Source organism: Adlercreutzia sp. CNCM I-6215 (assembly GCF_977072315.1).
Window position 1 is genome coordinate 25,521 of sequence record NZ_CDRVMA010000012.1, and the last position, 20,749, is coordinate 46,269.

A 20,749-nucleotide genomic window follows, 5' to 3' on the forward strand; every position below is an offset into this window, starting at 1 on the left:
CAACCTGATTCATATTAACCAAGGCTAACATTTCTTTGTCAATTATAGCGATAAAAGAAAGGCTCTCTGGTTTTGCGAAGAAGAACACGGAAAACACTCGCGGAGGACATCGATGTCAGAACGAAGGTGGCCATGCTCGTCGTGCTCATAGCGACCGGGGCTATCGTGAAGGATTACGTTCTGGGCTCGGTCCTCTTTGCCGTCGTCGTCCTCCTCTCCTTCGCAATCGGGCGCGGAAGGATGGCGGCTTCTTTCTCTTTCGCCTATCTCTTTCTCATGGGCATCTTCTGGGTCACGACGATGCTTCCGCCGAACGCCGCCGGAGCCCTCGGCTCGTTCGCCCTGGCCTGCCGCACCTGCATGCCCATCTGCCTGTTCGCGGCGGTCTTCGCGACTACCACCAAGATCGGCGACCTCACGGCCGCCCTCTACGGGATGAGGCTGCCGAAGACGGTTGTCGTTCCGCTGGTGATAGCGGTGCGGTTCTTTCCGACGCTCAAGGAGGAGTCTTCTGCCGTAGCGGACGCGATGAGGGTGAGGGGGCTCGCCCTTTCGCTTAAGAATCTCGTTTCGAAGCCGGCGCTGATGTTCGAATCCGCGGTCGTGCCCGTGATGCTGCGCTGCGCCAAGATCGCAGACGAGCTCGCTGCTGCGGCGGTTGCGCGCGGCATCGACCGGCCCGGGAGGAAGACCTCCTACAACGCGCCCCGGTTCGGACGGGTCGATTTCCTGTCGCTCGCGTTCCTCGTTATCTGCTGCTCGCTTCTCGTAGCCGTGAAGGTCAATCAGGGGATCGGAGGCCTGCTGTGACGAAAAACGCCGTCGAGCTCAGAAGCGTCTCCTTCACCTATGCGGGGTTCGATGCCCCGGCGGTCGACGACGTGAGCCTTGCCGTCGCACCGGGCGAATGCATCGTTCTTTGCGGGGAGTCTGGCTGCGGAAAGACCACCGCGACCCGGATCGTCAACGGGCTGGCGGGAGGGTTCTACGAGGGCAGCCGGACGGGGGAGATCCTTGTAGCAAGCAGGGACATCGACGACCTGGAGGATTGGGAGCTCTCGTCTTTGACGGGCAGCGTTTTCCAGAATCCCCGCACCCAGTTCTTCAACCTCGACACGACCGGCGAGATTGCGTTTGGCATGGAGAACCTCGGCGTTCCCAGGAAGGAGATGCACAGGCGCGTGCGCGACGTCGTGCGCGAGCTCGGCATAGAGTGCCTGATGGGCAGAGGCATCTTCGAGCTCTCCGGGGGCCAGATGCAATCGGTGGCCTTCGCGAGCGCATGGGCCTGCAAGCCGAGCGTCTACGTCCTCGACGAGCCTTCGAGCAATCTGGACCCTCCCTCCATGGAGAAGCTCGCCTCCTTCATCTCGAAAGCCAAGTCGAGCGGGTCTGCCGTGATCATCGCCGAGCACAGGCTCTCCTACCTCGCGAGCGTCGCCGACCGGTACTTGCTCTTCGAAGGCGGTTCCGTCGCCGCCGAATGGGACGCGCAGCGATTCCTGGGGCTGTCCGACGCGGAGCGAGAGTCCTGCGGGCTCAGATCCTCCGAGCCGCCGAAGCTCGCCGACCTGATGCAGCGCCTTTCCCGTCCCGCCTCCGCCTTTCCCGCCGTCGAGGCGAGGGGAATCTATGCGGGGTACGAGAGGGGTGTGCCGGTCCTCGAGGGGATTACCGTCTCGTTCGACCCCGGGAGGGTCGTCGGCGTGGTCGGGCGAAACGGGGCAGGCAAGTCAACCCTGCTCAAGTGCCTGGCGGGGATCAAGAAAGAAGAGCTCGGGCATGTCCGGTTCCAAGGCTCGGTAGTCCCTCCCAAGAGAAGACCCAATCATGCGTTTCTGGTCATGCAAGACCCCGACTACCAGCTCTTTCGCCCGAGCGTGCGCGACGAGTTGGCATCCGCGGCCCCGTCTCCTTCCGACGTCGACGAACTTCGTCTCGAAGCGGTCCTGGAGGAGTTCGGCCTGGGAGATGTCGCCGACCGCCATCCCGCATCGCTCTCGGGAGGGCAGAAGCAGCGGTGCGTCTGCGCCATCGCGTCGGAATCGGGAGCGCAGGCGCTTCTCCTCGACGAGCCCACGAGCGGCCTGGACTTCCGGAACATGGAGCGCCTCGCGCTCATCTTGCGCGAAGAGGCGTCTCGCGGGAAGACGGTGGCGGTCGTCAGCCACGACACGGAGTTCCTGTCTAAGGCCTGCGACCAGATCGTGCTCATCGAGTGAGCCGGCCTGCAAAGACTGAGAAGGATTCCTATGAAAGAAAGGATTTGGAAATGACAGCAAAAGCAAAACAGAAGGAAAGCGGCAGCCTCAGCTCCAGGGACCTCATAGCCCTCGGCGTCTTCTCTCTGCTGTTCATGGTGGTGAGCATGCTCGTCGTGGGAATCACCTCCATGAGCGTCGTGGCGTACTGCGGCTGCTGCGCCATCGCGGCGATACCCGCCGGGATCGTCTGGGTCTACATGCATGCGCGCGTGCCGCGCGCAGGAACCTCGCTGATCATGGCCCTCGTCTTCGCCGTGGTCATCTTCGTCATCGGGTCGGGATGGCCCGTGGCGCTCGGCCTCGCCGTCGGCGGCGCCGTCTCCGAGCTGGCGCGGAAAGCGCTCGGGTACGGGAGGTTCGCAGGCGTCGCCGTGGGGTACGCGCTTTTCGAGACCTGCTGGGCGGCGGGCCTTTTCGTTCCCATGTTCGCCTCCCAGGACTACTACCGCGAGCTGATGGGGTCCAACAGCATCGACCCGGCCTACATGGAAGCCCTTCTGTCCACGGTGACTCCCGAGACGTTCGCGATCATCGCGGTCGTGACCTTCGCGGGCGGCATCATCGGCTCGCTGGTCGGACGGGCGGTGTTCAAGAAGCACCTCGAGCGCGCGGGAATCGCCTAGCGCCCTTTTTCAAAGCAACATGAGAGAAGAGGTATTCAATGAGCAAGGAAAGCAAAGGAAGGAAGCCGGGGGCCCTTTCCCGCTGCCTGCGGTTCGCGGGGAGAAGAAAGCCCCTCGTGTTCGCCTCCATGGCGCTGGCGGTCCTATCCGCGGCGGCGTCCTTCGTCCCATACGTGGCGATCTACTTCATGATTAGGGATGCGGTCGGGGTCTATCCGAACCTGGCCGCCGTCGACGTTTCGGCGATGACGGGCTACGCGGGCTTGGCGGTGGCAGGCATAGTCGTTGACGTGGGGTGCTATCTTGCCGCGCTGCTGTGCTCTCACGCCGCGGCGTTCGACGCGCAGTACCGCACGAAGCTCGATATCGCCGCCCATCTCGGGAGGATCCCTCTTGGGCACATAGCGCGGCTCGGCACGGGTAGGATCTCGAAGGTCATGGACGAGAGCGTCGGCGGGATCGAGCAGTTCATCGGCCATTCCATCCCGGACCTGGCGGCCACCGCCGCCGCGCCCGTCGTTTTGGCGGCGCTGCTTTTCGTCTTCGACTGGCGCTTCGGCGTCGCCACGCTGGCGGCGGTCGCCGTCGCATGCGTCGTGCAGTTCTCCGGCTATGCCGACAAGCGCGTCATGGCGAGCATGGGGCGCTACCAGGAAGTCAAGGAGCAGATGGGCAACGCCTCCGTGGAGTACGTCCGCGGAATGCGCGTCGTGAAGGCTTTCGGCCAGACGGCGCGCTCGTTCAAGCGCCTCTCCGACGCGATAAAGGACTACACCGGCCTCTCCCTCGACGTCACGCTCTTCTTCAGGAACTCCATGCCGGGCTTCACGGCGGTCCTCAACAACGCGTACCTGTTCGTTCTGCCCGTCGGCATACTCCTCGCCCCGGGCGCGCAGGACTGGCCGACGTTCGTGCTCTCGCTCGTCTTCTACCTCCTGTTCGTGCATTCGATATCGAGCGTGTTCACGAAGATCCTCTACGTGAGCGAGGACGGGATGCTCGCCCAGGCAAACATCGACCGCATCGACTCCGTGCTCGGCATCGAAGAGCTCTCTTGTCCCGAGGCGCCGAAAGCCCCGAAGGACGCCTCGGTGTCCCTTCGGGACGTGACTTTCTCCTACGAAGACGACGCGGAGCCGGCGTTGCGCAACGTCTCGCTGGAAATCCCCGCCGGCACGGTGTGCGCGGTCGTCGGGCCGAGCGGCTCGGGCAAATCGACCCTCGCGAACCTCGTCGCCCGCTTCTGGGACGTCGATTCGGGCCAGGTTCTCGTCGGCGGCGTCGACGTCCGCGAGATGGGCCAGGATGAGCTGATGGGCAGCCTCAGCCTGGTGTTCCAGGATTCCCACCTCTTTCGCGAGAGCGTCGCGGAGAACATCAGGCGCGGCAGGCCGGGGGCGACCGACGACGAGGTGGTCGAGGCCGCGAAGGCCGCCCAGGCGGACGCGTTCATAAACGGCCTTCCCCATGGCTACGCCACGGTAATAGGCTCCGAAGGCGTGCACCTGTCCGGCGGCGAACAGCAGCGGATAGCCATCGCGCGCTCGATCATCTCGGACGCGCCCATCGTGGTGCTGGACGAGGCGACCGCGTTCTCCGATCCCGAGAACGAGCATTTGATCCAGAAGGCGTTCGAGAGGCTCATGGCCGGCAAGACCGTGATCATGGTCGCCCACAGGCTCTCCACGGTCGTCGGTGCCGACAAGATAGTCGTGCTCGACGGCGGGCGCAAAGTCGAGGAAGGCACCCATCAAGAGCTCCTCGCCGCATCGGGGACGTACGCGAAGATGTGGAGGCAGTACACGGAAGCGGTCGAATGGGGCATCGAAGCGGCCCCGCGCGACGACACCCGATCCTCCGAAGCGACCGCCCCGCATGCAACGCAGGGCGTCTCCGCCGAGGAGTACGACCCTGCGGAGAAACCCGGCAAGCCGTCGAGCGGCAGGGCGCCTTGGCTTCAGAGGACGTTCAACCTTTCCGACGAGGGCTACGTCGGCCTCAAGCGCTCGGCCATTGCTTGCACCTTGAGCGATCTGGCGCTCATGATCCCCTTCGTCTGCACGGTCGCCGCGTTCGCGGCTCTCGTGGGGACCCTTGCGGGCGAGCCGTTCGACGCCGCCGCGCTCTGGTCGATCTTCGCCGTGGGGCTTGCGGGGATGGTGGTGGTCTTCGTCGCTTCGAGAAACGACTACAAGAAAACCTACGTGGCCGCGTACACCGAGTCCGAAGGCACCCGCCTGCGCCTCGCCGACCACCTGAGGAAGCTGCCCATGAGCTTCTTCAACCGCCGGGACACGACCGACGTGGCCGACCGCATCATGGGGGACGTGACGGCGCAGGAGTCCATGCTCTCGTCGACGCTCCCGCAGCTCATCGCCGGAATCGTGTCGACCGTGGTCATCTGCGCGATGCTGGCATTCTTCGACTGGCGGCTCGCCTGCTGCGTTATGGTCACGCTTCCGCTTTCGGCAGGGGTCATCGCCTTGAGCCGCCGTCATCAGTCGCGCCTTTTCGAAAGGCAGAACCGCGTCCGCCTGGATGCGCTGGCGTGCGTGCAGGACTACCTCGAGGGCATCAAGGACATGAGGGCCTGCAGGGCGGTGGGCAAGGACTCCGCCGCCATGGAGCAGGCGATGCTCGAGCTCAAGAGGGTGACGATGCGGGTCGAGCTCGCCGTCGACGTCTCCGTCTCCCTCGCGAGCGCCATCCTCCGCTCGGGAGTCGGTTTGACCGCCTGCGTCGGGGCGGTGCTTCTCGCCTCCGGCGGCGTGGACTTCATGGTTCTGCTCATGTTCTTGCTCATCGTCTCCCGCGTCTACGGGCCCATCCTCGCCCTCGTCTCGCAGCTGCCCAACCTTCTCAACCTCTCGACGAAGACCGCCCGCATCAAGGCGGTCATGGACGAGCCCGAAGCGAGGGGGTCCGCCTCGGCGGATGTGCCCGGCCACGACCTGTCCTTCCAGGGCGTCCGGTTCGGGTACGGCGACGAAGAGGTGCTCCACGGCGTAAGCTTCGTCGCGCGCGAGGGGGAAGTCACCGCGCTCGTCGGGCCGAGCGGCTCGGGCAAGTCGACCTGCGCCCAGCTGGCGGCCAAATTCTGGGAGCCCGACAGCGGCAGGGTCCTCTGCTCTGGAAAGGACATCGCCGAGTTCTCCGAGGAATCGTGGCTCGCGCACGTCTCCATAGTCTTCCAGGACGTGGTCCTTTTCGACGACACGGTTGCGAACAATATTCGCATCGGCCGCGAAGGCGCCTCCGACGAAGAGGTGGCCGAGGCTGCAAGGGCGGCGCACTGCCTGGAGTTCATCGAGAGGCTTCCCCAGGGGTTCGACACGGTGCTGGGCGAGAACGGCGCCTCCCTCTCGGGCGGGGAGCGCCAACGCCTCTCCATTGCGAGGGCTCTCCTGAAAGACGCGCCCGTGGTGCTCCTCGACGAGGCGACCGCCTCGCTCGACCCCGAGAACGAGACGCTTATCCAGAGAGCGGTCGGAACCCTGTGCGCAGGCAAAACGGTGATCGTCATCGCCCATCGACTGAGGACCGTCGCCAATGCGGACAAGATCGTCGTCCTAGACAGCGGGCGCGTGGCGGAGGAGGGGAACCACAAGACGCTGCTCGCCGAGGACGGGCTGTACGCGAGGCTGTGGAGGCTCCAGCAGGAAAGCTCGTCGTGGACCGTTCCCGCCGACAGGGGCGATGCCGCCGATGTCCCGACGGGCAGATGAGCGGATGGGCGGGCGAGAATCCTCCGAGGACTACCTCGAGGCCATCCTCGTGATCCGCCGCCTGCGCGGGTCGTGCCGCAACGTGGACATCGCCGAGCGCATGGGCGTCGCCAAGCCGAGCGTCACCAAGGCGCTCGGCAACCTGGCGCGCAGGGGCCTCGCCGAGGTGGTCGGCCGCGACGTGCGGCTGACCGAGGAGGGCGGGCGCCTCGCCGAGGCCACCCTCGACAAGCACCGCTTCTTCGAGCGGCTGCTCGTCGAGTCAGGCGTGGACGCCGAGACCGCCTCGGCGGAGGCCTGCCGCATGGAGCACTGCCTGTCAGAGGACTCCTACAGACGTTTCGCGGCCTATCTCGGGAGCCGACGAGACGAGGGCGATGGCGGGTAAACGGAGGGCGGCTTGCAGGCCAGACTGGGCGACTGGCTCAGTTTCGGATACCGCCCACTAGGCAACTCCTCGCTGAGCGAGGGGACGATATCGAGCGGCGGCGATGGCAACGAGCATCGCGCCATCGCCGCCAAGCCCCGCGACGCCGAGGTGCAGCGTCTGCCGCTCCGGAAGGAGCAGACGCATGGCAGTCGAATCAGCAGGATGCCCGTACGTCAAGATCCCCGTGCCGATACAGGACACGTACTCGGTGGCGGAGATAGCGATACTCTTACGTGTGAGCAGGAACGCGGTCTACGAATGGAGCCTCCTCGAGGACGACCCCCTGCCACTGAGGAGGATGATGGGCAGAAAGAGGGGGCGCTTCGCGTTCAGGGACGAGCTCCTCGAGTGGAGCAAACGGCACGCGACGTGATTGTAGTCAGACAGAACCTTTCAGGACGCCCCGCTTCGATTCGAGTAGAGATAGTTCCCGCCCAAATTAACTAGGCGGTTCATCGAGGCTCCTCCGTCTATCAAGCCAAGGCCGCTTCTACTGAGATATCATGAGCATAAGAGTTGACAGTGACTAACTTTGGTGGCAGAATTCCCAACACGAAAGATAGCTAAGTTATTATTGGAGGGAGGTGACTGCAGTGAGCAACGGCAACTACCAGGAGACGCACGAGCGCATCTTGAAGAGCGGCCTTGCGGCGTTTCTGGAAGAGGGGTTCGAGAAGGCGAACCTGCGCAGGATCTGCAAGGCTGCCGGCGTGACCACCGGGGCGTTCTACAAGCATTTCAAAGACAAGGAGGCGCTCTTCTCGGAGCTGGTCGAGCCGCTGGCGAGCATGATTCGCAAAGCTTACGCCCAAGGCGAGAAGCGAGGTTTCGCCGGGTACGACGAAGGGAAGCCCGTGACCCCGGAGCAGGTGCGCGCCGCGCTCGAGGCCAAGGCGGCGGGGACGCTCGCGACCACGGCGATGCTGTACTCCCATCGCGACATCTACGAGCTCCTTGTGTTCCGCTCCTACGGCACCCCCTACGAGCACTTCCTTGACTGGCTCGTCGACGAGGAGGACAGGACCACCCTCCGCGTTCTCGAGCTGATCCACGGCGCAGAGAAGGCTCGAACCGTCATCTCGAAAGAGTCTCTCCACATCGTCAACCACGCGTTCTACAGCGCCCTTTCCGAGAATATCATCCACGCGAAGAGCGTCGAGGAGCTCAACGCGACGACCGAGGTCATTTCAACGTTCTTCAATGCGGGCTGGGAGAAATATCGCACGCTTTGACGGCTCTTTCTTTTTTTGCGTCAAAGATAACTAAGTCATTATTAACCGAAACTATACTTGAGGTGGTGCCCATGGCAGAGACAAGCGAACAAGACCGGCAACGGGATGAAGCGGGGCGGGAGGCTATCAGGCGCCTGTCTTGCCCCGTCAAGGGACGCGTCATGCTGGCGCAGGCGTTCACGGTGCTCTCGGCGCTTTTATCCTTTGCCCCGTATTTGGCTTTGGTATGGCTGGGAGACCTATTTCTGGCGGGGGAAGGCCCGCTCGCGCAGGCCGATGCCTCCAAGGTGCACGAAATTGCCCTCCTCCTCGTCATGGCGTTCCTCTCGCAGCTGTTCTTTCGCGCTCTTGCGCTCATCATCACGCATTTTGCCGATATGAAACTGCGCTACGTCATTCGCAAGGGTATCGTTGAGCGGTTGAGCCGCGCGCCTCTTGCTTGGTTTAGCGCTACGGAATCCGGCAAGGTCAGAAGCGCTGTGCAGGATGACACGAAGACGGTCCACACCGTCATCGCACACGGACCGGTCGACCGTCTTAACGGCGTTTTGCAGCCGATGGTTCTTCTGGCTTTCATGTTCTGGATCAATTGGCGCTTGGCGCTCATCGGCATCGCCACGATCCCCTTCTATTTCCTGCTGCAGGCGCTCTCTATGAAGGATATGGGACCGAAAACCGCCGAGATGAACGGGCACCTTGCACAAGTGTCCTCGACGATGGTCGAGCTCGTGTCCGGCATCAAGGTGGTCAAAGCGTTCGGAAAAACAGGAGAGGCGCATCGTAATTACGCGGACGCCGCATCGGCATTCTCGCAGTCGTACTGGGACTGGTGCGCCCCGCTCATCGGGCTTTGCTCGATTGCCGGCGAGCTCATCTCCTCCCCCTTGCTGCTGCTGATCAACCTCTGCGGCGGCGCGCTTGTCATGGGGGCAGGGTTGGCCAGCCTCCCCCAGGTTCTCGCGTGCGCGCTGATAGCCATCGTGCTTCCGACCGCCATCAGCGCTGTCGCCAACAGCACGTGGTCGTACCAGATGGCCGGCGCTGCCGCAGTCAGGCTGTGCGAGATTCTGGACACGCCGTCGATTCCCGAGCCGAAAACCCCAAAGAAGCCCGACGGGGTCGTCGTTGAGGTGAACGACGTATCGTACTCCTACGGCGATACCCAGGCCTTGCGCGGTGTCAGTCTTGTCCTTAATCCCGGTACCACGACGGCGCTCATCGGCCCGTCAGGCTCGGGTAAATCGACGCTCGCCACACTCATTGCACGCTTCGACGACCCGGAAAGCGGCTCCATCCGTCTCGGCGGCGTCGATCTGAGAGACATCTCCTCCCGTGACCTCTACAACACGGTTTCGTTCGTGCTCCAGGACCCGATGCTGATCAACGCCTCCATCGGAAGAAACATTTCTTTAGCTAAGCCGGAGGCTTCCCTGGAGGAGATTCGGGAGGCTGCCCGTACGGCGCAGATCGACGATTTCATCATGTCGCTGCCCAAGGGATACGACAGCGTTTTGGGAACGGACTGCTCGCTCTCAGGCGGCGAGAGCCAGCGCGTGAGTATAGCGCGTGCCCTTTTAGCCGACACGCCGATCCTCATCATGGATGAGGCCACCGCTTTTGCCGACCCAGATTCGGAGCTCGAGATCCAGAAAGCACTAAGTTCCTTGGTCGAAGGCCGAACGGTTCTGGCCATCGCCCACCGGCTCAACGCAATCCTAGGCGCCGATCAAATTGCCGTGTTGGAAGAAGGTAAGATCGTCGCCCTTGGAACGCATGCGGAGATTCAAGACAACGAGCATTATCAGGCGCTTCTCAAGCAAGGAGGCCTCTGCGGCAGTGAAGAAGAGGGCGATGCAGATGAGTAATTCCAAACGCTTCTTACCGAGACTTCGTCGTTATATGGACGAGGGTGATAGGCGCCAGCACCGTTTGGGAACTTTGCTCTACGCCCTTTCCGGCGTGATGTGCGGCATCGGTCTCGCCATCATGATGCCGGCGACCATGGCTCTCCAGTCCGGCGACCCCCAATGGGGCTTGACGTTTTGGGGCTGGGCAGTCGCGCTTGCGGCGGTGACAGTCGTCGGCTCAACAGCCTCGTTCTTCGGTACCAAGCTCAGCTATGCAGCGGGGTTAGGCTTCATGCGCAATATGCAGGTGGTCATCGGGAACAAGGTGTCGCGTTTGCCACTTGGCTGGTTTAAGGCGGATAGTGCCGGAAGGCTTTCGCGCATGGTTACGCAGGAAATGATCTCGACCGGACAGGCCGCTGCTCTTTATGTTGGCCAGCTTATAAAAAACGCTGCCGCCGCAATCGTGTTCTGTGCTGCCGTGTGGCTTTGGAGCTGGCAAATTGGAATCATGCTGACGCTTTCCATCCCAATCCTTTTCCTTCTTCTGCGCGTTTCACAGGCATGCGTCGGAAAAGGAAACGGGTTAGAGGATTCCGCCGAGCGGGACATCGCCGCGAGGATAGTCGAGTTCGCACGATGCCAGGGAGCCCTGCGCGCCTGCCGTGCGGGTGCCGACTATGCGGAGCTTGAGGATAGTTTCGTAGAAGGCAGAAAGCGGTCGGTCCGCGGCCTGTGGTGGAGCGCCCTCGGCGAAATCCTTTCCGGGGCGAGCGTGCAGATGCTCGTTGTGAGCATGATCATCGCGGTGAGCTACTTGGGTGCAAGCGGAAGCATCGGGGCGCTTGAAACAGTGGTCATGATCGGCGTCGCACTAAGGTTCACCACGCTCCTCAACGAGATCGCCTCAGCCCTATTCGGGATGGAGGACCGTCGGGCAATGCTCGACGGCATGGACGAGGTCGTCGAAGCGGCCGAGCTGCCGGTTGTGGACGCGTCGAAAGCTTGTCCGACCGACGCAAGCGTCCGGATGGGAGAGGTTCGCTTTTCCTACGTGAAGGAGAAGCCAATCCTTCGTGGAGTCGATCTCGACGTTCCGGAAGGCAGCATGGTCGCCATCGTGGGCCCGTCTGGCTGCGGCAAGACGACCATGCTCAAGCTAATCGCGCGTTTTTACGACGTCGACGACGGAGCGGTCAGGATCGGCGGCGTAGACGTCCGCGATATGACGACAGAGGATCTTTTCGCTCGGGTGTCTTTCGTTTTCCAGGACGTCTATCTCTTTAACGACACGCTGCGAAACAACGTCCTTATGGCGAACCCGGATGCTTCGGAGGAGCAGCTTCGCGCGGTCGCTGACCTTGCCGGGGTGACGGAGGTCGTCGAGCGCCTTCCTGAGGGCTGGGAGACGCTGTGCGGCGAAGGGGGTCGCTCGCTTTCCGGCGGCGAGCGGCAGCGCGTTTCCATAGCCCGCGCGCTTCTCAAGCAAGCCCCCATCGTGCTCCTGGACGAGGCGACGTCGGCTCTCGATGCGGAAAACGAGAAGAACGTCGTTCGCTCAATAGAGACGCTCAAACGGCGCTCCACGCTCATCGTGGTCGCGCACAAGCTCGAAACCGTGCGCATGGCGGACAAGATCGTGGTCATGGATAGCTCGGGCAAGGTTGCGGAGACAGGGACGCACAACGAGCTGATCGCCCTCGAAGGAGAATACAAAGACTTCTGGGACAAGCGCAACGCGAGCTCCCAGTGGCAATTGGTCTAGCAAACAGAGCAAAAGGAGGCTCACATGAAACTGAAGGACATCGCGACAATAGCGGTACTGGGAGTGATCGGATTCGCCCTCGGGATGGGCGTCGGCATGATAACAGGCATGTTCGGCGCGCTTTCCATGTACGTCTCGGCGGGATTCGCGGCCTTCTTCGTCGGTCCCGTTTACACCATCATGGCGCGCAAGGTGCAAAAACGGGGGACGGCCTTCTGCTTCTGGTTGATCTACGGCGTGCTCTACGCGATCATGGGCTTCGCCGTCGCGACGCCCCTGTGCCTGATCGCGGGCATCGTCGCAGAGATCATCGCCGGCGACTACGGAAACAAGAAGAGGGTGTGGCTGTCGTTTTCGGCATCGATGTTCATCTACTCGATGCACATGATAGTGTTCGTGCTCGTTCTGGGATCCGATGGGCTGGCGACTTTCGTCGAGAGCATCTCGCTTGAACAGGCGCAGCAGATGGTGGCGATGTACACGGTCGATATGATGGTCATCTGCGTGCTGATCAATATTGTGACCGAGCTTCTGGCCGGGCGTTTCGGAATGTTCATCAACGACAAGTTCTTCGAAAAGGGCGCGAAGGAAAGCAGGCTGGGTTGATGGGGCGAACGGGTCTGCTCGACAGCGGGCGCGAGGGGCATCTGCACCCGCTGACGCTCTTCGCGCTGACGCTTCTGGCGCTCATCCAAGCGTTTCTCGCCAATCAGCTGGTATATGCCCTCGTTCTGGCGCTGTCGTTTCTCGTCCTTTTGGACGTCTCGCCGGCGTCCTTCTTGAGGCAGCTCGCGCTCTTTGCGGTGGCATGCGGGGTCGTGCAGCTGATCCTGCATGTCGACATCGGCTATGTCACGAGCATCTTCCTGGGCGTGGCGGTTTTGGTGGTGAGGGTCTTCCCCGTCGTCAACATCGGTTGCGCCCTCATGATGACGAGCTCCTCGAAGCTTCTGGCGAGCATGCGCAAGCTGCACGTTCCGAACAGAGCCGCAGTCGGCGCAGTCATAGGGTTGCGCTTCCTCGACGAGATGGGCGATCGCGTGAAGGAGATAAAGCGCGGGATGCGGGTTCGCGGGCTGCGCCCGAGCCCGCTTCGTCCCGTGCACGCCTTCGAGCTCTACTTCGTTCCCCTTGTGTACAAGTGCCTGCACGTGAGCGAGACGCTCGTCTCCTCCGTGATTTCGAAAGGAATCGAAGCGAATTGCGAAAAGACGAGCTACCGAAGTCTCTCCTTCGGTCTGCTTGACGGAGCCGCCTTGGGCGTCGGAGTCGTTCTCTTGGGGGTCGCGGTATGGATGTGATTGACGTCGACATTCGGTCTTTCTCATACAAGGGAGAAGATCTCGCGGCATTGAAGAACGTGCGGTTTTCGGTGGAGCGCGGCGAGCTCGTCGTACTCACCGGCAACTCCGGGTGCGGGAAGACCACTCTCCTGCGCGCCATGAACGGTTTGATTCCCGATCAGTACGAAGGCGAGCTCGATGGGAGAATCGAGCTTCTCGGGAAAAGCCTGGGAGAGTTCTCCTCCGGCGAGCTCGCCCGCACGATCGGCAACGTGTTCCAGAATCCGACCGATCAGTTCTTCACCCGCAAGGCGGCCGACGAGGTGGCCCTCGTCGGCGAGAATCTGGGCATGCCTCGCGAGGAGCTGATCGAAAGGGTCGAGTCGGCTTTCGAGAGCATGAAAATCGCGCATCTGGCGGGCAAGGACCTCATAGGCCTCTCGGGAGGAGAGAAGCAGCGCGTCGCCATAGCCTCGACGCTCGTCTACGACACCCAGGTGATTTTCTTCGACGAGCCGTCCGCCAGCCTCGACCACGAAGGGATAGAGGACTTTCGCCGAATCCTCGCCGATTTGAAGGCCCTCGGCAAGACCGTCGTCATCGCCGAGCACAGGCTTTACTTTCTGGCGGATCTCTACGACAGGCTCCACGTCATGGCGGGCGGCCAAATCGTCGATTCGTTCGCAGCGGGTCGGCTTCGCGCGGAGGATTGCGCGCGCTATGGACTTCGCGCGCTCGATCTACACGGCCTGAACCCGGAAAACCACCGTCAGCTCGGGGCGGAGGTCGCTTCAATGAAAGGCGTTTCGGTCTCCGCAGGCGGGCGAGCCCTGATCGGGCCCTTGACGCTCTCTTTGCGAGAGGGCGAGGTTATGGGCGTCCTTGGGGCAAACGGAGTCGGAAAGAGCACGCTCGCCCGGGCGATGTGCGGCCTTGCGGGCGGTCGACAGGCCTTCTCGTGGGGAGTTCGGCCTCGGCAGAGGCTTCGCCGATCGTACTACATGATGCAAGACGTCGATTACCAATTGTTCTTCGACACGGTGGAAAACGAAATCCTGACCGACCAGAAAAGCATCGACGACAACCGTCTCAACGAGGTGGCGCGTATCGTCAAGGCCATCGACCTATGGGACAAGAGGACCGAGCATCCGCAAAACCTATCAGGAGGCCAGAAGCAGCGTTTGGCGCTGGCTTGCGCCTTTCTGAGCAGCAAGGAGATTGTCGTTCTGGATGAGCCGACATCGGGACTCGACTTCATGCACATGGCGAGGATTGCCGGGCTCATCGAGGAGCTTGCCAAAGGCCGTCCCGTGGCCGTCATCACCCATGACCTTGAGTTCCTGTTCAAGGTCTGCACTTCGGCTCTGATGGTGGGGCGAGACGGCTGCGAGAAGGTCGACCTGCGGGCGCCCGGATCCAGCAAAAGCGTCCTTAGGTTCATGGGGTGCGTTCGCTAGTTGTCTTCACTCGACGTAGCGGAAGCCGATTCCACGTCCCTTCCCGGATGGCAGAAGAGGCGTGCCGCATGGAGCAGTGCATCTACGGATTCTTTCGAGAACCCCTCCTCCTGCCTGGAGCGGATCGAGGATTCTCTTCGATGAGGGATCGGCATCGCCAATCGGCCGGCCCCATCGTCTTCGCCGATGCGGGGTCGGCTCGTGCGGCGGACTGTTCGCGAAGCCGTGTCGCCTGCAGGGACTAGGCGAACGAGAGGATGATTTGAATGAGGGATGAAGCCGATGCGAGCCGCGGCTCACGGAGCAGGGCGACAACCAAGTCGTCCGAAGACTACCTCGAGGCCATCCTCGTGATCCGCCGCCTGCGCGGGTCGTGCCGCAACGTGGACATCGCCGAGCGCCTGGGCTTCTCGAAGGCGAGCGTCACCAAGGCGCTCGGCAACCTGGCTCGTAAGGGCCTTGTCGAGGTGGTCGATCACGACGTTCGCTTGACCGCAGCTGGAAAGCACCTTGCCGAGGAGACGCTATCTAAACACCGCTTCTTCGAGCGTCTGCTCGCCAACGCCGGGGTGAATGCGGAAGTTGCCTCCAAAGAGGTATGCCGCATGGAGCACTGCATCTCCACGGATTCTTTCGAGAAGCTCTCCTCCCACCTAGGGCGGATTCAGGATTCCCTTCGATAAGGGATCAGCATCACCAAGCGACCGGCCTCATCGCCTTCGGCAATGCGGAGTCGGCTTATCTTTCATGATAGCCCCGATTCATCTGGTGAGTTCCCCTACCAGCAAAGCGGCCCTCCGAATTGGACGGGGCCGCTTTGCTATGTCGTTCTCTTCTTCCTTGTCAGGTCCCCACCTCATCATCTCGATTATCTGCGGCCAAGGCCTTCAAGTTGCAGGACGCATCCCGAAAATCAAGGCACATAAAGCAAAACTACTACCTGGGTGGCGCTTGCGGCGGATTGCGCAGATTTCGTCAACGAATGACATGCAGGGACTTAGCGGGACAAGCCCGCTTTTCCCGTTTTGACCCCATTCGACTCCGGCTCGAACATGACCGAAAGGACTTTATTGGAGCTATCGGTGCTCGAAACGCTTTAAGAGCGCCTTGTGGAGACGAAAGGAAACCCATGGACGTATCGGAAGACGGCATCAGAGGCCTTCGGCGATTCGGAGGATCGAGCCAATCGCTGTCCGACCTCGTTGATGCGGAGGAAGTGTCCCGGCATCTCGGAATAACGCCCAGAAGGGTGCTGTCGATGGCCCGCAAGGGCTCGATTCCCTGCGTGAGGCTCAGCGCGAAGACCATTCGCTTCGATATCGAAGCTGTCGACCGGGCCCTTGGAAGGCGGTAGGCATGCTGACGGCGCTCTTGCGCGCGCTGCCGCGTTCCGCCGCCTTCGGAAGGAGCACTCGATATGATTTCTGATAGAAAAACATCTGGCGTCTTCGTCAAGACGCCCGTCCTTGTCCAGGACACGTATTCGGTCGAGGAGATTGCAATTCTGTTCCGCGTAAGCCGAAACAGCGTCTACGAGTGGCACAAGCGCGAGGACGACCCCCTGCCTTTGAGGCGCATGAACGGCAAGAAGCGCGGGTTCTTCGCCTATCGCGACGAGCTCCTCGAGTGGAGCAAGCGCAATGCGGTCTAGGGACGCGGGGAACGACCGGCATGGCGGAGCGTAGCGACGAGGCTTTCATCATCGTAAGGGAGTTCATGACGAGGGGGCTCGGCCTCACAGGCCTCCCCCTCCTTGTGTACGCCCGGATCTACGGCTTCTGCGAAAGCGGATCCCCCTACTTCGAGAGCAAGGCGCATCTGGGCAAGATTCTCGGAGTCGACACGCGAAGCGTTGTCCGAGCGGTGAGGAAGCTCGAGGAGGTGGGCCTTGTGTTCGAGGTAGGCCGCCAAGAGCTTTCCAAAGGGAGGGAGACGAAGGTCTACCGCATAGACTTCGAGGCGGCCCGAAGGGCGAAGGGGGCAATCGAGGGGGCCGGCCAGTCGACGCATGGCGAAATGCCATCGGATGACCGCGGGCCGCGCCCGTGCCGCCTTCTGCATGACCAGACGCCATGCCGACCCCTGACGCCTTGCCAGCTAATAACAAAGACGGAAAACAAAGATTACAGATAGGACGTGCCATGGGCGAATCGAAGCCGACGCATTCGGAGGCTTGCTGCGAATACTGCGGGCGCCCCCTCGCTCCATGCGTGGTCGAGTTCGGCGCCAGGCGGATCGTCGCGGGGTTCCGCGAATGCGACTGCGAGGGCGCACGCGGGCAAAGGGCGCGAGCCGAGAGGATGGAAGCCGCGAAGAGGGAAGCGCGCCTGGCCGAGCGCCGCAAGCGCGCGGGGATCCCGAAGCGGTTCCTCGGCGCGACCGTCCAGCACCAGGACCTCATCGACTACCTCGAGTCGTTCGAGGGCAGCGCAGGGCGAGGCCTCTACATATACGGCTCGGTCGGAAGGGGGAAAGCTATTCAGCCGCAGCCTTGGCGAACGCCTTCGTGGACGCCGGCTACCGCACGGTGTTCACAACGGCATCGGCGATGCTCGAGAGGATCAAGGCGAGCTTCTCGGGGAACGGGGAGACCGATTCGGTCATTTCCAGATACGCTGCATGCGACGTCCTCGTCCTCGACGACCTCGGCAAAGAGGATGCCAAGGAGTGGTCCTCGAACATGATGTTCCTTGTGATAAACGCCCGATACGAAAACATGAGGCCGACCATCTTCACCTCGAACTACTCGCCCCAGGCGCTATCGAAAAGGCTTGGAAGGAAGGGAGAGACGGAGACCGCCGAGGCTATCGCGAGCCGGCTCTCGGAGACCACCATCCCCATCCACCTCACGGGGCCGGATATGAGGATTGCGTCAAGGATGTGACCGACGGGACTTGCCGGGACGACGGCGCCTTCTCCCGCCGACGCCATCGGCGAGTCTGTGAGTAAATCGCGACAAGAATCGAGGGCAGTCGGCGTGCGGATGGCAGCCGACTCCGGAAGGCGATGGAGGAACGATGACGGGCAGGTTGAAGGAAGCCGACGAGAGAACCAAGCGGGAGCTCGCCGACAAATGCCAGGAGAACGGCTGGCTCAGGCGGGGCGGATACCCCTGGCAAGACGACCCCTACCTCGAGGAATACCCCTACGAGTTCGCGAAGGCCGGCAGCGTGGAAGAGCTGCGCGGCTTCTTCGCGCACGGAAACTGGGCGCTGCGCCAGGGGATCGTGTACGAGGATCTCGCCTTCGTGCAGCAGGTCGACGGCGGCGACGAGTGGTGGACGCTGAAGCGCACCGACTCCGGCTGGCTCGCCTTCGAGAGTTGGTCCTTCGGCCGCATCGTGCAGGAGCCCGAGAGGTTCTCACATGCGATAGAGTGCATGCATCGCGCAACTCCAGAGCAGTGCAAGCGCCTCGAGTACATGGAGGCGGTTCCGAGCATCGAGGATGCCGCCAGACGCGCACGCGATTCCATCCAGCAACTGAACAAAACGGCGATGACGCCCACGCGCGGCGCGCGGGCGGAGCTTCGCTGAACACACTTACGAAGGCGGGTTCACCCCGCCTTCTCTGTTTTCGGAAAGCGACTGGGACAGTCTGTCCCACCAAGAGGAAGGGACAAGAAGCATGACAAACGACTTCGGCGACGACTCCGGAGAGAAACTCGTCGACTGGATGATCCGCATAGGTCAGGATGCCGGCGAGGCGGCCATGATGGCCAGCGGCGAGCGGCTCGCATCGGCATTCAGGCGCGCCCGCGGCGAAGACGCAATCGAAGGCGGGGCCGAACCTGGCCGCAGCGTGGCCGAGTGGGCAAAGCTCGACCTGTCCGAATTCACAGCGCTTCCCGAGTACGAGACCATCCGCCAGGCCATCGACGAGAAACTCTCGCGCGAGGGCATCCGACACGAGTTCGCGCCCATGCCGGAGGGCGAGCATCTCGTCTTCATGGTCGAGGATGCGCCCGCAGTGAACGAGGCTTTCAAGGACCTCGAGAAGACCACGCGCGCATCCGCCCAGCGCGCGGGAAAGGAACTCTCGCAGATGCGCGAGCGTATCAAGGGCGAACCCATCGCGGAGAAGGCGGCGCGCGCCAGGGAGGCGTCATCCCGACTGGAGGCCGCCAAGGGAAAGTCGCGCGAGATGTCGCGCGGCGTCGAGACGAGGGCGAAATGAGGCCGCTTGCGCAGGCGCTCGCGGCGGGTGCCGCAAGCGCCGCCTGCTTCTGCGCCGGAGACGCGCTCGCGGCTGCGGCCGCCGCGTCGGGGTTCCCCGCATGCGACGCCCCAGTCCTGCTGTCGGCGATTCCCGAAACGGGGCTCGCGGCGGAGCCCATGGCGCTTGCCGTGGGCCTCATGGCCGCATGCATACCCTGGGCGGTCTGGGCGCGCAGCCTCGTGCGCGCGGGCACGTACCGCCAGGGCGAGGAGCACGGCTCCGCCCGCTGGGGAACCCTCAAGGAGGGACGAGCGTTCATGGACAGGAAAGACAAGGCGAACAACATCCTGCTCTCGAGGGACTTCGCGCTCGCGCTCAAGCCGAAGCGCTTCGACCTCAAGCACGACCGAAACCGCAACGTCTGCGTGCTCGGCGGCCCCGGATCGGGCAAGACGCGCTACTACGTCAAGCCCAACCTCATGCAGGCAAACGCCGACTTCCTCGTCACCGATCCCAAGGGAACCCTCCTCGGCGATGTCGGCTGGATGCTCGAGGACGCCGGATACGACATACGCACCTTCGACACGACCGACTTCTCCCGCTCGATGCACTACAACCCGCTTTCATACGTGAAGGACCAGGCCGACATCCTCGTCTTCGTGGAGTGCCTGATCAAGAACACCACGCCCGACGACCGCAAGGGGTCGGACCCCTTCTGGGAGAACTCCGAGCGCCTGCTCTACACGGCGCTGGTGGCCTACCTCGTCTACCACGCGCGACCCGAGGAGAGGGACCTCAACTCCCTCATGCTGCTACTGAGCCTCGCGGAGGCGCGCGAGGAGGACGAGTCCTACATGAGCCCGCTCGACCTCATATTCGAGGAGCTCGAGACGGGCATGCGCTTCATGGAGCGCGGGCGCGGGCGCGAGGCGCGGGAAGAGCGCCCCTTCGACGACGGGGGCGACTGGGGCTGGGTCCGCATCGCCGAGCCCCGCGACCCGGAGGAGGACTTCGCGCTGTCAAACTACCGCGCCTTCAAGGTGGCGGCCGGGAAGACCCTGAAGTCGATCATCATTAGCTGCAACGTGCGCTTGAAGCCCCTTTCGGTCGATGCGGTCTCCGATCTCGTCGCATACGACGAGATGGCGCTCGACTCTCTCGGCTCGGGAGAGGGCAGCCACGCCATCTTCGCGAGCATGTCGGACTCGGACTCGACTTTCGACTTCCTCTTCGCGCTGCTCATGTGGCAGGCCACGAGCGTGCTCTACAAGACGGCTCTCGCTCGCTTCGGGGGCTCGCTCAAGCGCCCCGTGCACTTCCTGCTCGACGAGTTCGGCAACATCGGCACGGTGCCCGACTTCGAGCGCGTCATCGCCACGGCCCGCTCGCGCAACGTGAGCTTCAGCATCATCCTGCAGTCGGCCAGCCAGCTCGAGCGCGCCTACAAGAAGGAGGGCGCGAAGACCATCCTGGACTGCTGCGACACCGTGGTGTTTCTCGGCGGCAAGTCCACCGAGACGAACGAGATGGTCTCGAAGATGATCGGCAAGCAGACCGTGAAGGTGCTCACGGAAAGCGACTCGAGGGGCGCGAACCGCTCCACCACCCAGAACTACAACGTGATCGAACGCGACCTCATGACGCCCGACGAGGTGGGAAGGCTCCCGCGCGACGAGTCGATCGTGCTCATCAGCGGGACCTACCCCCTGAAGGGCGCGAAGTACCGCATCGAGGAGCATCCCTCCTATCCCGAGGTGGACCCCGGGCATGCGGGCGCGAGGCACGAGGAGCGTTTCGACTTCAAGGAGTACCGGGAAAGGAGAGGCGGTGATGCGCCCATGAGATGAGAGATGGGACGGCGGGAGCCGACACTCCCTTGACAAGCGCGGCGCGGCCAGCTTCCACACAAGCCCGCCGCGCGCCGTCCCGGATGCAAAGGGGCGCGAGATGCGCTCCACGACCAAT

20 protein-coding genes are annotated in these 20,749 nt (G+C 62.7%); all 20 read left to right on the plus strand.

The annotated features are described in order from the left end of the window. The first annotated feature begins 132 nt into the window (after positions 1–132). The 20 genes from ACW4LP_RS09570 to ACW4LP_RS09665 all read left to right on the plus strand — a co-directional run bounded on the left by ACW4LP_RS09570 (position 133) and on the right by ACW4LP_RS09665 (position 20,631). Positions 133–810 (plus strand): energy-coupling factor transporter transmembrane component T, encoded by a 678-nt coding sequence (locus ACW4LP_RS09570; protein WP_015760584.1) that lies wholly within the window; start codon positions 133–135, stop codon positions 808–810. Next, entirely contained in the window at positions 807–2,222 is a 1,416-nt protein-coding gene (locus tag ACW4LP_RS09575) for an ABC transporter ATP-binding protein (protein ID WP_086414765.1), read from the plus strand. Before ACW4LP_RS09570 ends, ACW4LP_RS09575 begins: the two co-directional genes overlap by 4 nt. Before the next feature lie 50 nt (positions 2,223–2,272). Then, complete coding sequence (locus tag ACW4LP_RS09580) at positions 2,273–2,887, plus strand: MptD family putative ECF transporter S component (protein WP_015760586.1); 615 nt, start codon at positions 2,273–2,275, stop codon at positions 2,885–2,887. Between the two features lie 38 nt (positions 2,888–2,925). Beyond that, on the plus strand, positions 2,926–6,612 hold the full coding sequence (locus ACW4LP_RS09585) for an ABC transporter ATP-binding protein (RefSeq protein WP_015760587.1): 3,687 nt from the start codon (positions 2,926–2,928) through the stop codon (positions 6,610–6,612). Between the two features lie 4 nt (positions 6,613–6,616). After that, positions 6,617–7,000, plus strand: a complete 384-nt coding sequence (locus ACW4LP_RS09590) for a metal-dependent transcriptional regulator (protein ID WP_013978982.1) — start codon at positions 6,617–6,619, stop codon at positions 6,998–7,000. 184 nt (positions 7,001–7,184) lie between these two features. After that, positions 7,185–7,415, plus strand: a complete 231-nt coding sequence (locus ACW4LP_RS09595; RefSeq protein ID WP_013978981.1) for a hypothetical protein — start codon at positions 7,185–7,187, stop codon at positions 7,413–7,415. Between the two features lie 220 nt (positions 7,416–7,635). Continuing rightward, positions 7,636–8,274: a TetR/AcrR family transcriptional regulator gene (locus ACW4LP_RS09600; RefSeq protein WP_015760588.1), complete on the plus strand. Its 639-nt coding sequence runs from the start codon at positions 7,636–7,638 to the stop codon at positions 8,272–8,274. 71 nt (positions 8,275–8,345) lie between these two features. After that, complete coding sequence (locus ACW4LP_RS09605) at positions 8,346–10,139, plus strand: ABC transporter ATP-binding protein (protein WP_015760589.1); 1,794 nt, start codon at positions 8,346–8,348, stop codon at positions 10,137–10,139. Next, a complete protein-coding gene (locus ACW4LP_RS09610) occupies positions 10,111–11,886 on the plus strand; it encodes an ABC transporter ATP-binding protein (protein ID WP_233861616.1) in 1,776 nt (591 codons plus the stop codon). The genes ACW4LP_RS09605 and ACW4LP_RS09610 overlap by 29 nt, the downstream gene beginning before the upstream one ends. A 24-nt stretch (positions 11,887–11,910) precedes the next feature. Continuing rightward, positions 11,911–12,492 carry an MptD family putative ECF transporter S component gene (locus ACW4LP_RS09615; RefSeq protein ID WP_013978977.1) on the plus strand — a complete coding sequence of 194 codons (582 nt, stop codon included), beginning with the start codon at positions 11,911–11,913 and terminating at the stop codon, positions 12,490–12,492. After that, entirely contained in the window at positions 12,492–13,187 is a 696-nt protein-coding gene (locus ACW4LP_RS09620; RefSeq protein ID WP_015760591.1) for an energy-coupling factor transporter transmembrane component T family protein, read from the plus strand. Before ACW4LP_RS09615 ends, ACW4LP_RS09620 begins: the two co-directional genes overlap by 1 nt. A gap of 59 nt (positions 13,188–13,246) precedes the next feature. Then, the gene (locus ACW4LP_RS09625) at positions 13,247–14,626 is read left to right on the plus strand and encodes an ABC transporter ATP-binding protein (RefSeq protein WP_233861648.1); all 1,380 of its coding nucleotides are present in this window, start codon (positions 13,247–13,249) and stop codon (positions 14,624–14,626) included. A gap of 266 nt (positions 14,627–14,892) precedes the next feature. Beyond that, a complete protein-coding gene (locus ACW4LP_RS09630) occupies positions 14,893–15,309 on the plus strand; it encodes a metal-dependent transcriptional regulator (protein ID WP_015760593.1) in 417 nt (138 codons plus the stop codon). Between the two features lie 446 nt (positions 15,310–15,755). Beyond that, positions 15,756–15,980, plus strand: coding sequence for a helix-turn-helix domain-containing protein (locus tag ACW4LP_RS09635; protein WP_015760594.1), 225 nt, complete (start codon positions 15,756–15,758; stop codon positions 15,978–15,980). Between the two features lie 63 nt (positions 15,981–16,043). Continuing rightward, complete coding sequence (locus ACW4LP_RS09640; protein WP_015760595.1) at positions 16,044–16,277, plus strand: helix-turn-helix domain-containing protein; 234 nt, start codon at positions 16,044–16,046, stop codon at positions 16,275–16,277. A 20-nt stretch (positions 16,278–16,297) separates the two neighbouring features. Next, positions 16,298–16,759: a transcriptional regulator gene (locus tag ACW4LP_RS09645; RefSeq protein WP_015760596.1), complete on the plus strand. Its 462-nt coding sequence runs from the start codon at positions 16,298–16,300 to the stop codon at positions 16,757–16,759. Between the two features lie 358 nt (positions 16,760–17,117). After that, entirely contained in the window at positions 17,118–17,510 is a 393-nt protein-coding gene (locus ACW4LP_RS09650; protein ID WP_455803760.1) for an ATP-binding protein, read from the plus strand. Between the two features lie 133 nt (positions 17,511–17,643). Beyond that, positions 17,644–18,162: a hypothetical protein gene (locus ACW4LP_RS09655; RefSeq protein ID WP_015760597.1), complete on the plus strand. Its 519-nt coding sequence runs from the start codon at positions 17,644–17,646 to the stop codon at positions 18,160–18,162. Between the two features lie 91 nt (positions 18,163–18,253). Then, positions 18,254–18,802, plus strand: coding sequence for a hypothetical protein (locus ACW4LP_RS09660; RefSeq protein ID WP_015760598.1), 549 nt, complete (start codon positions 18,254–18,256; stop codon positions 18,800–18,802). Beyond that, complete coding sequence (locus ACW4LP_RS09665; RefSeq protein WP_455803761.1) at positions 18,799–20,631, plus strand: VirD4-like conjugal transfer protein, CD1115 family; 1,833 nt, start codon at positions 18,799–18,801, stop codon at positions 20,629–20,631. Before ACW4LP_RS09660 ends, ACW4LP_RS09665 begins: the two co-directional genes overlap by 4 nt. The last annotated feature ends 118 nt before the right edge of the window (positions 20,632–20,749 follow it).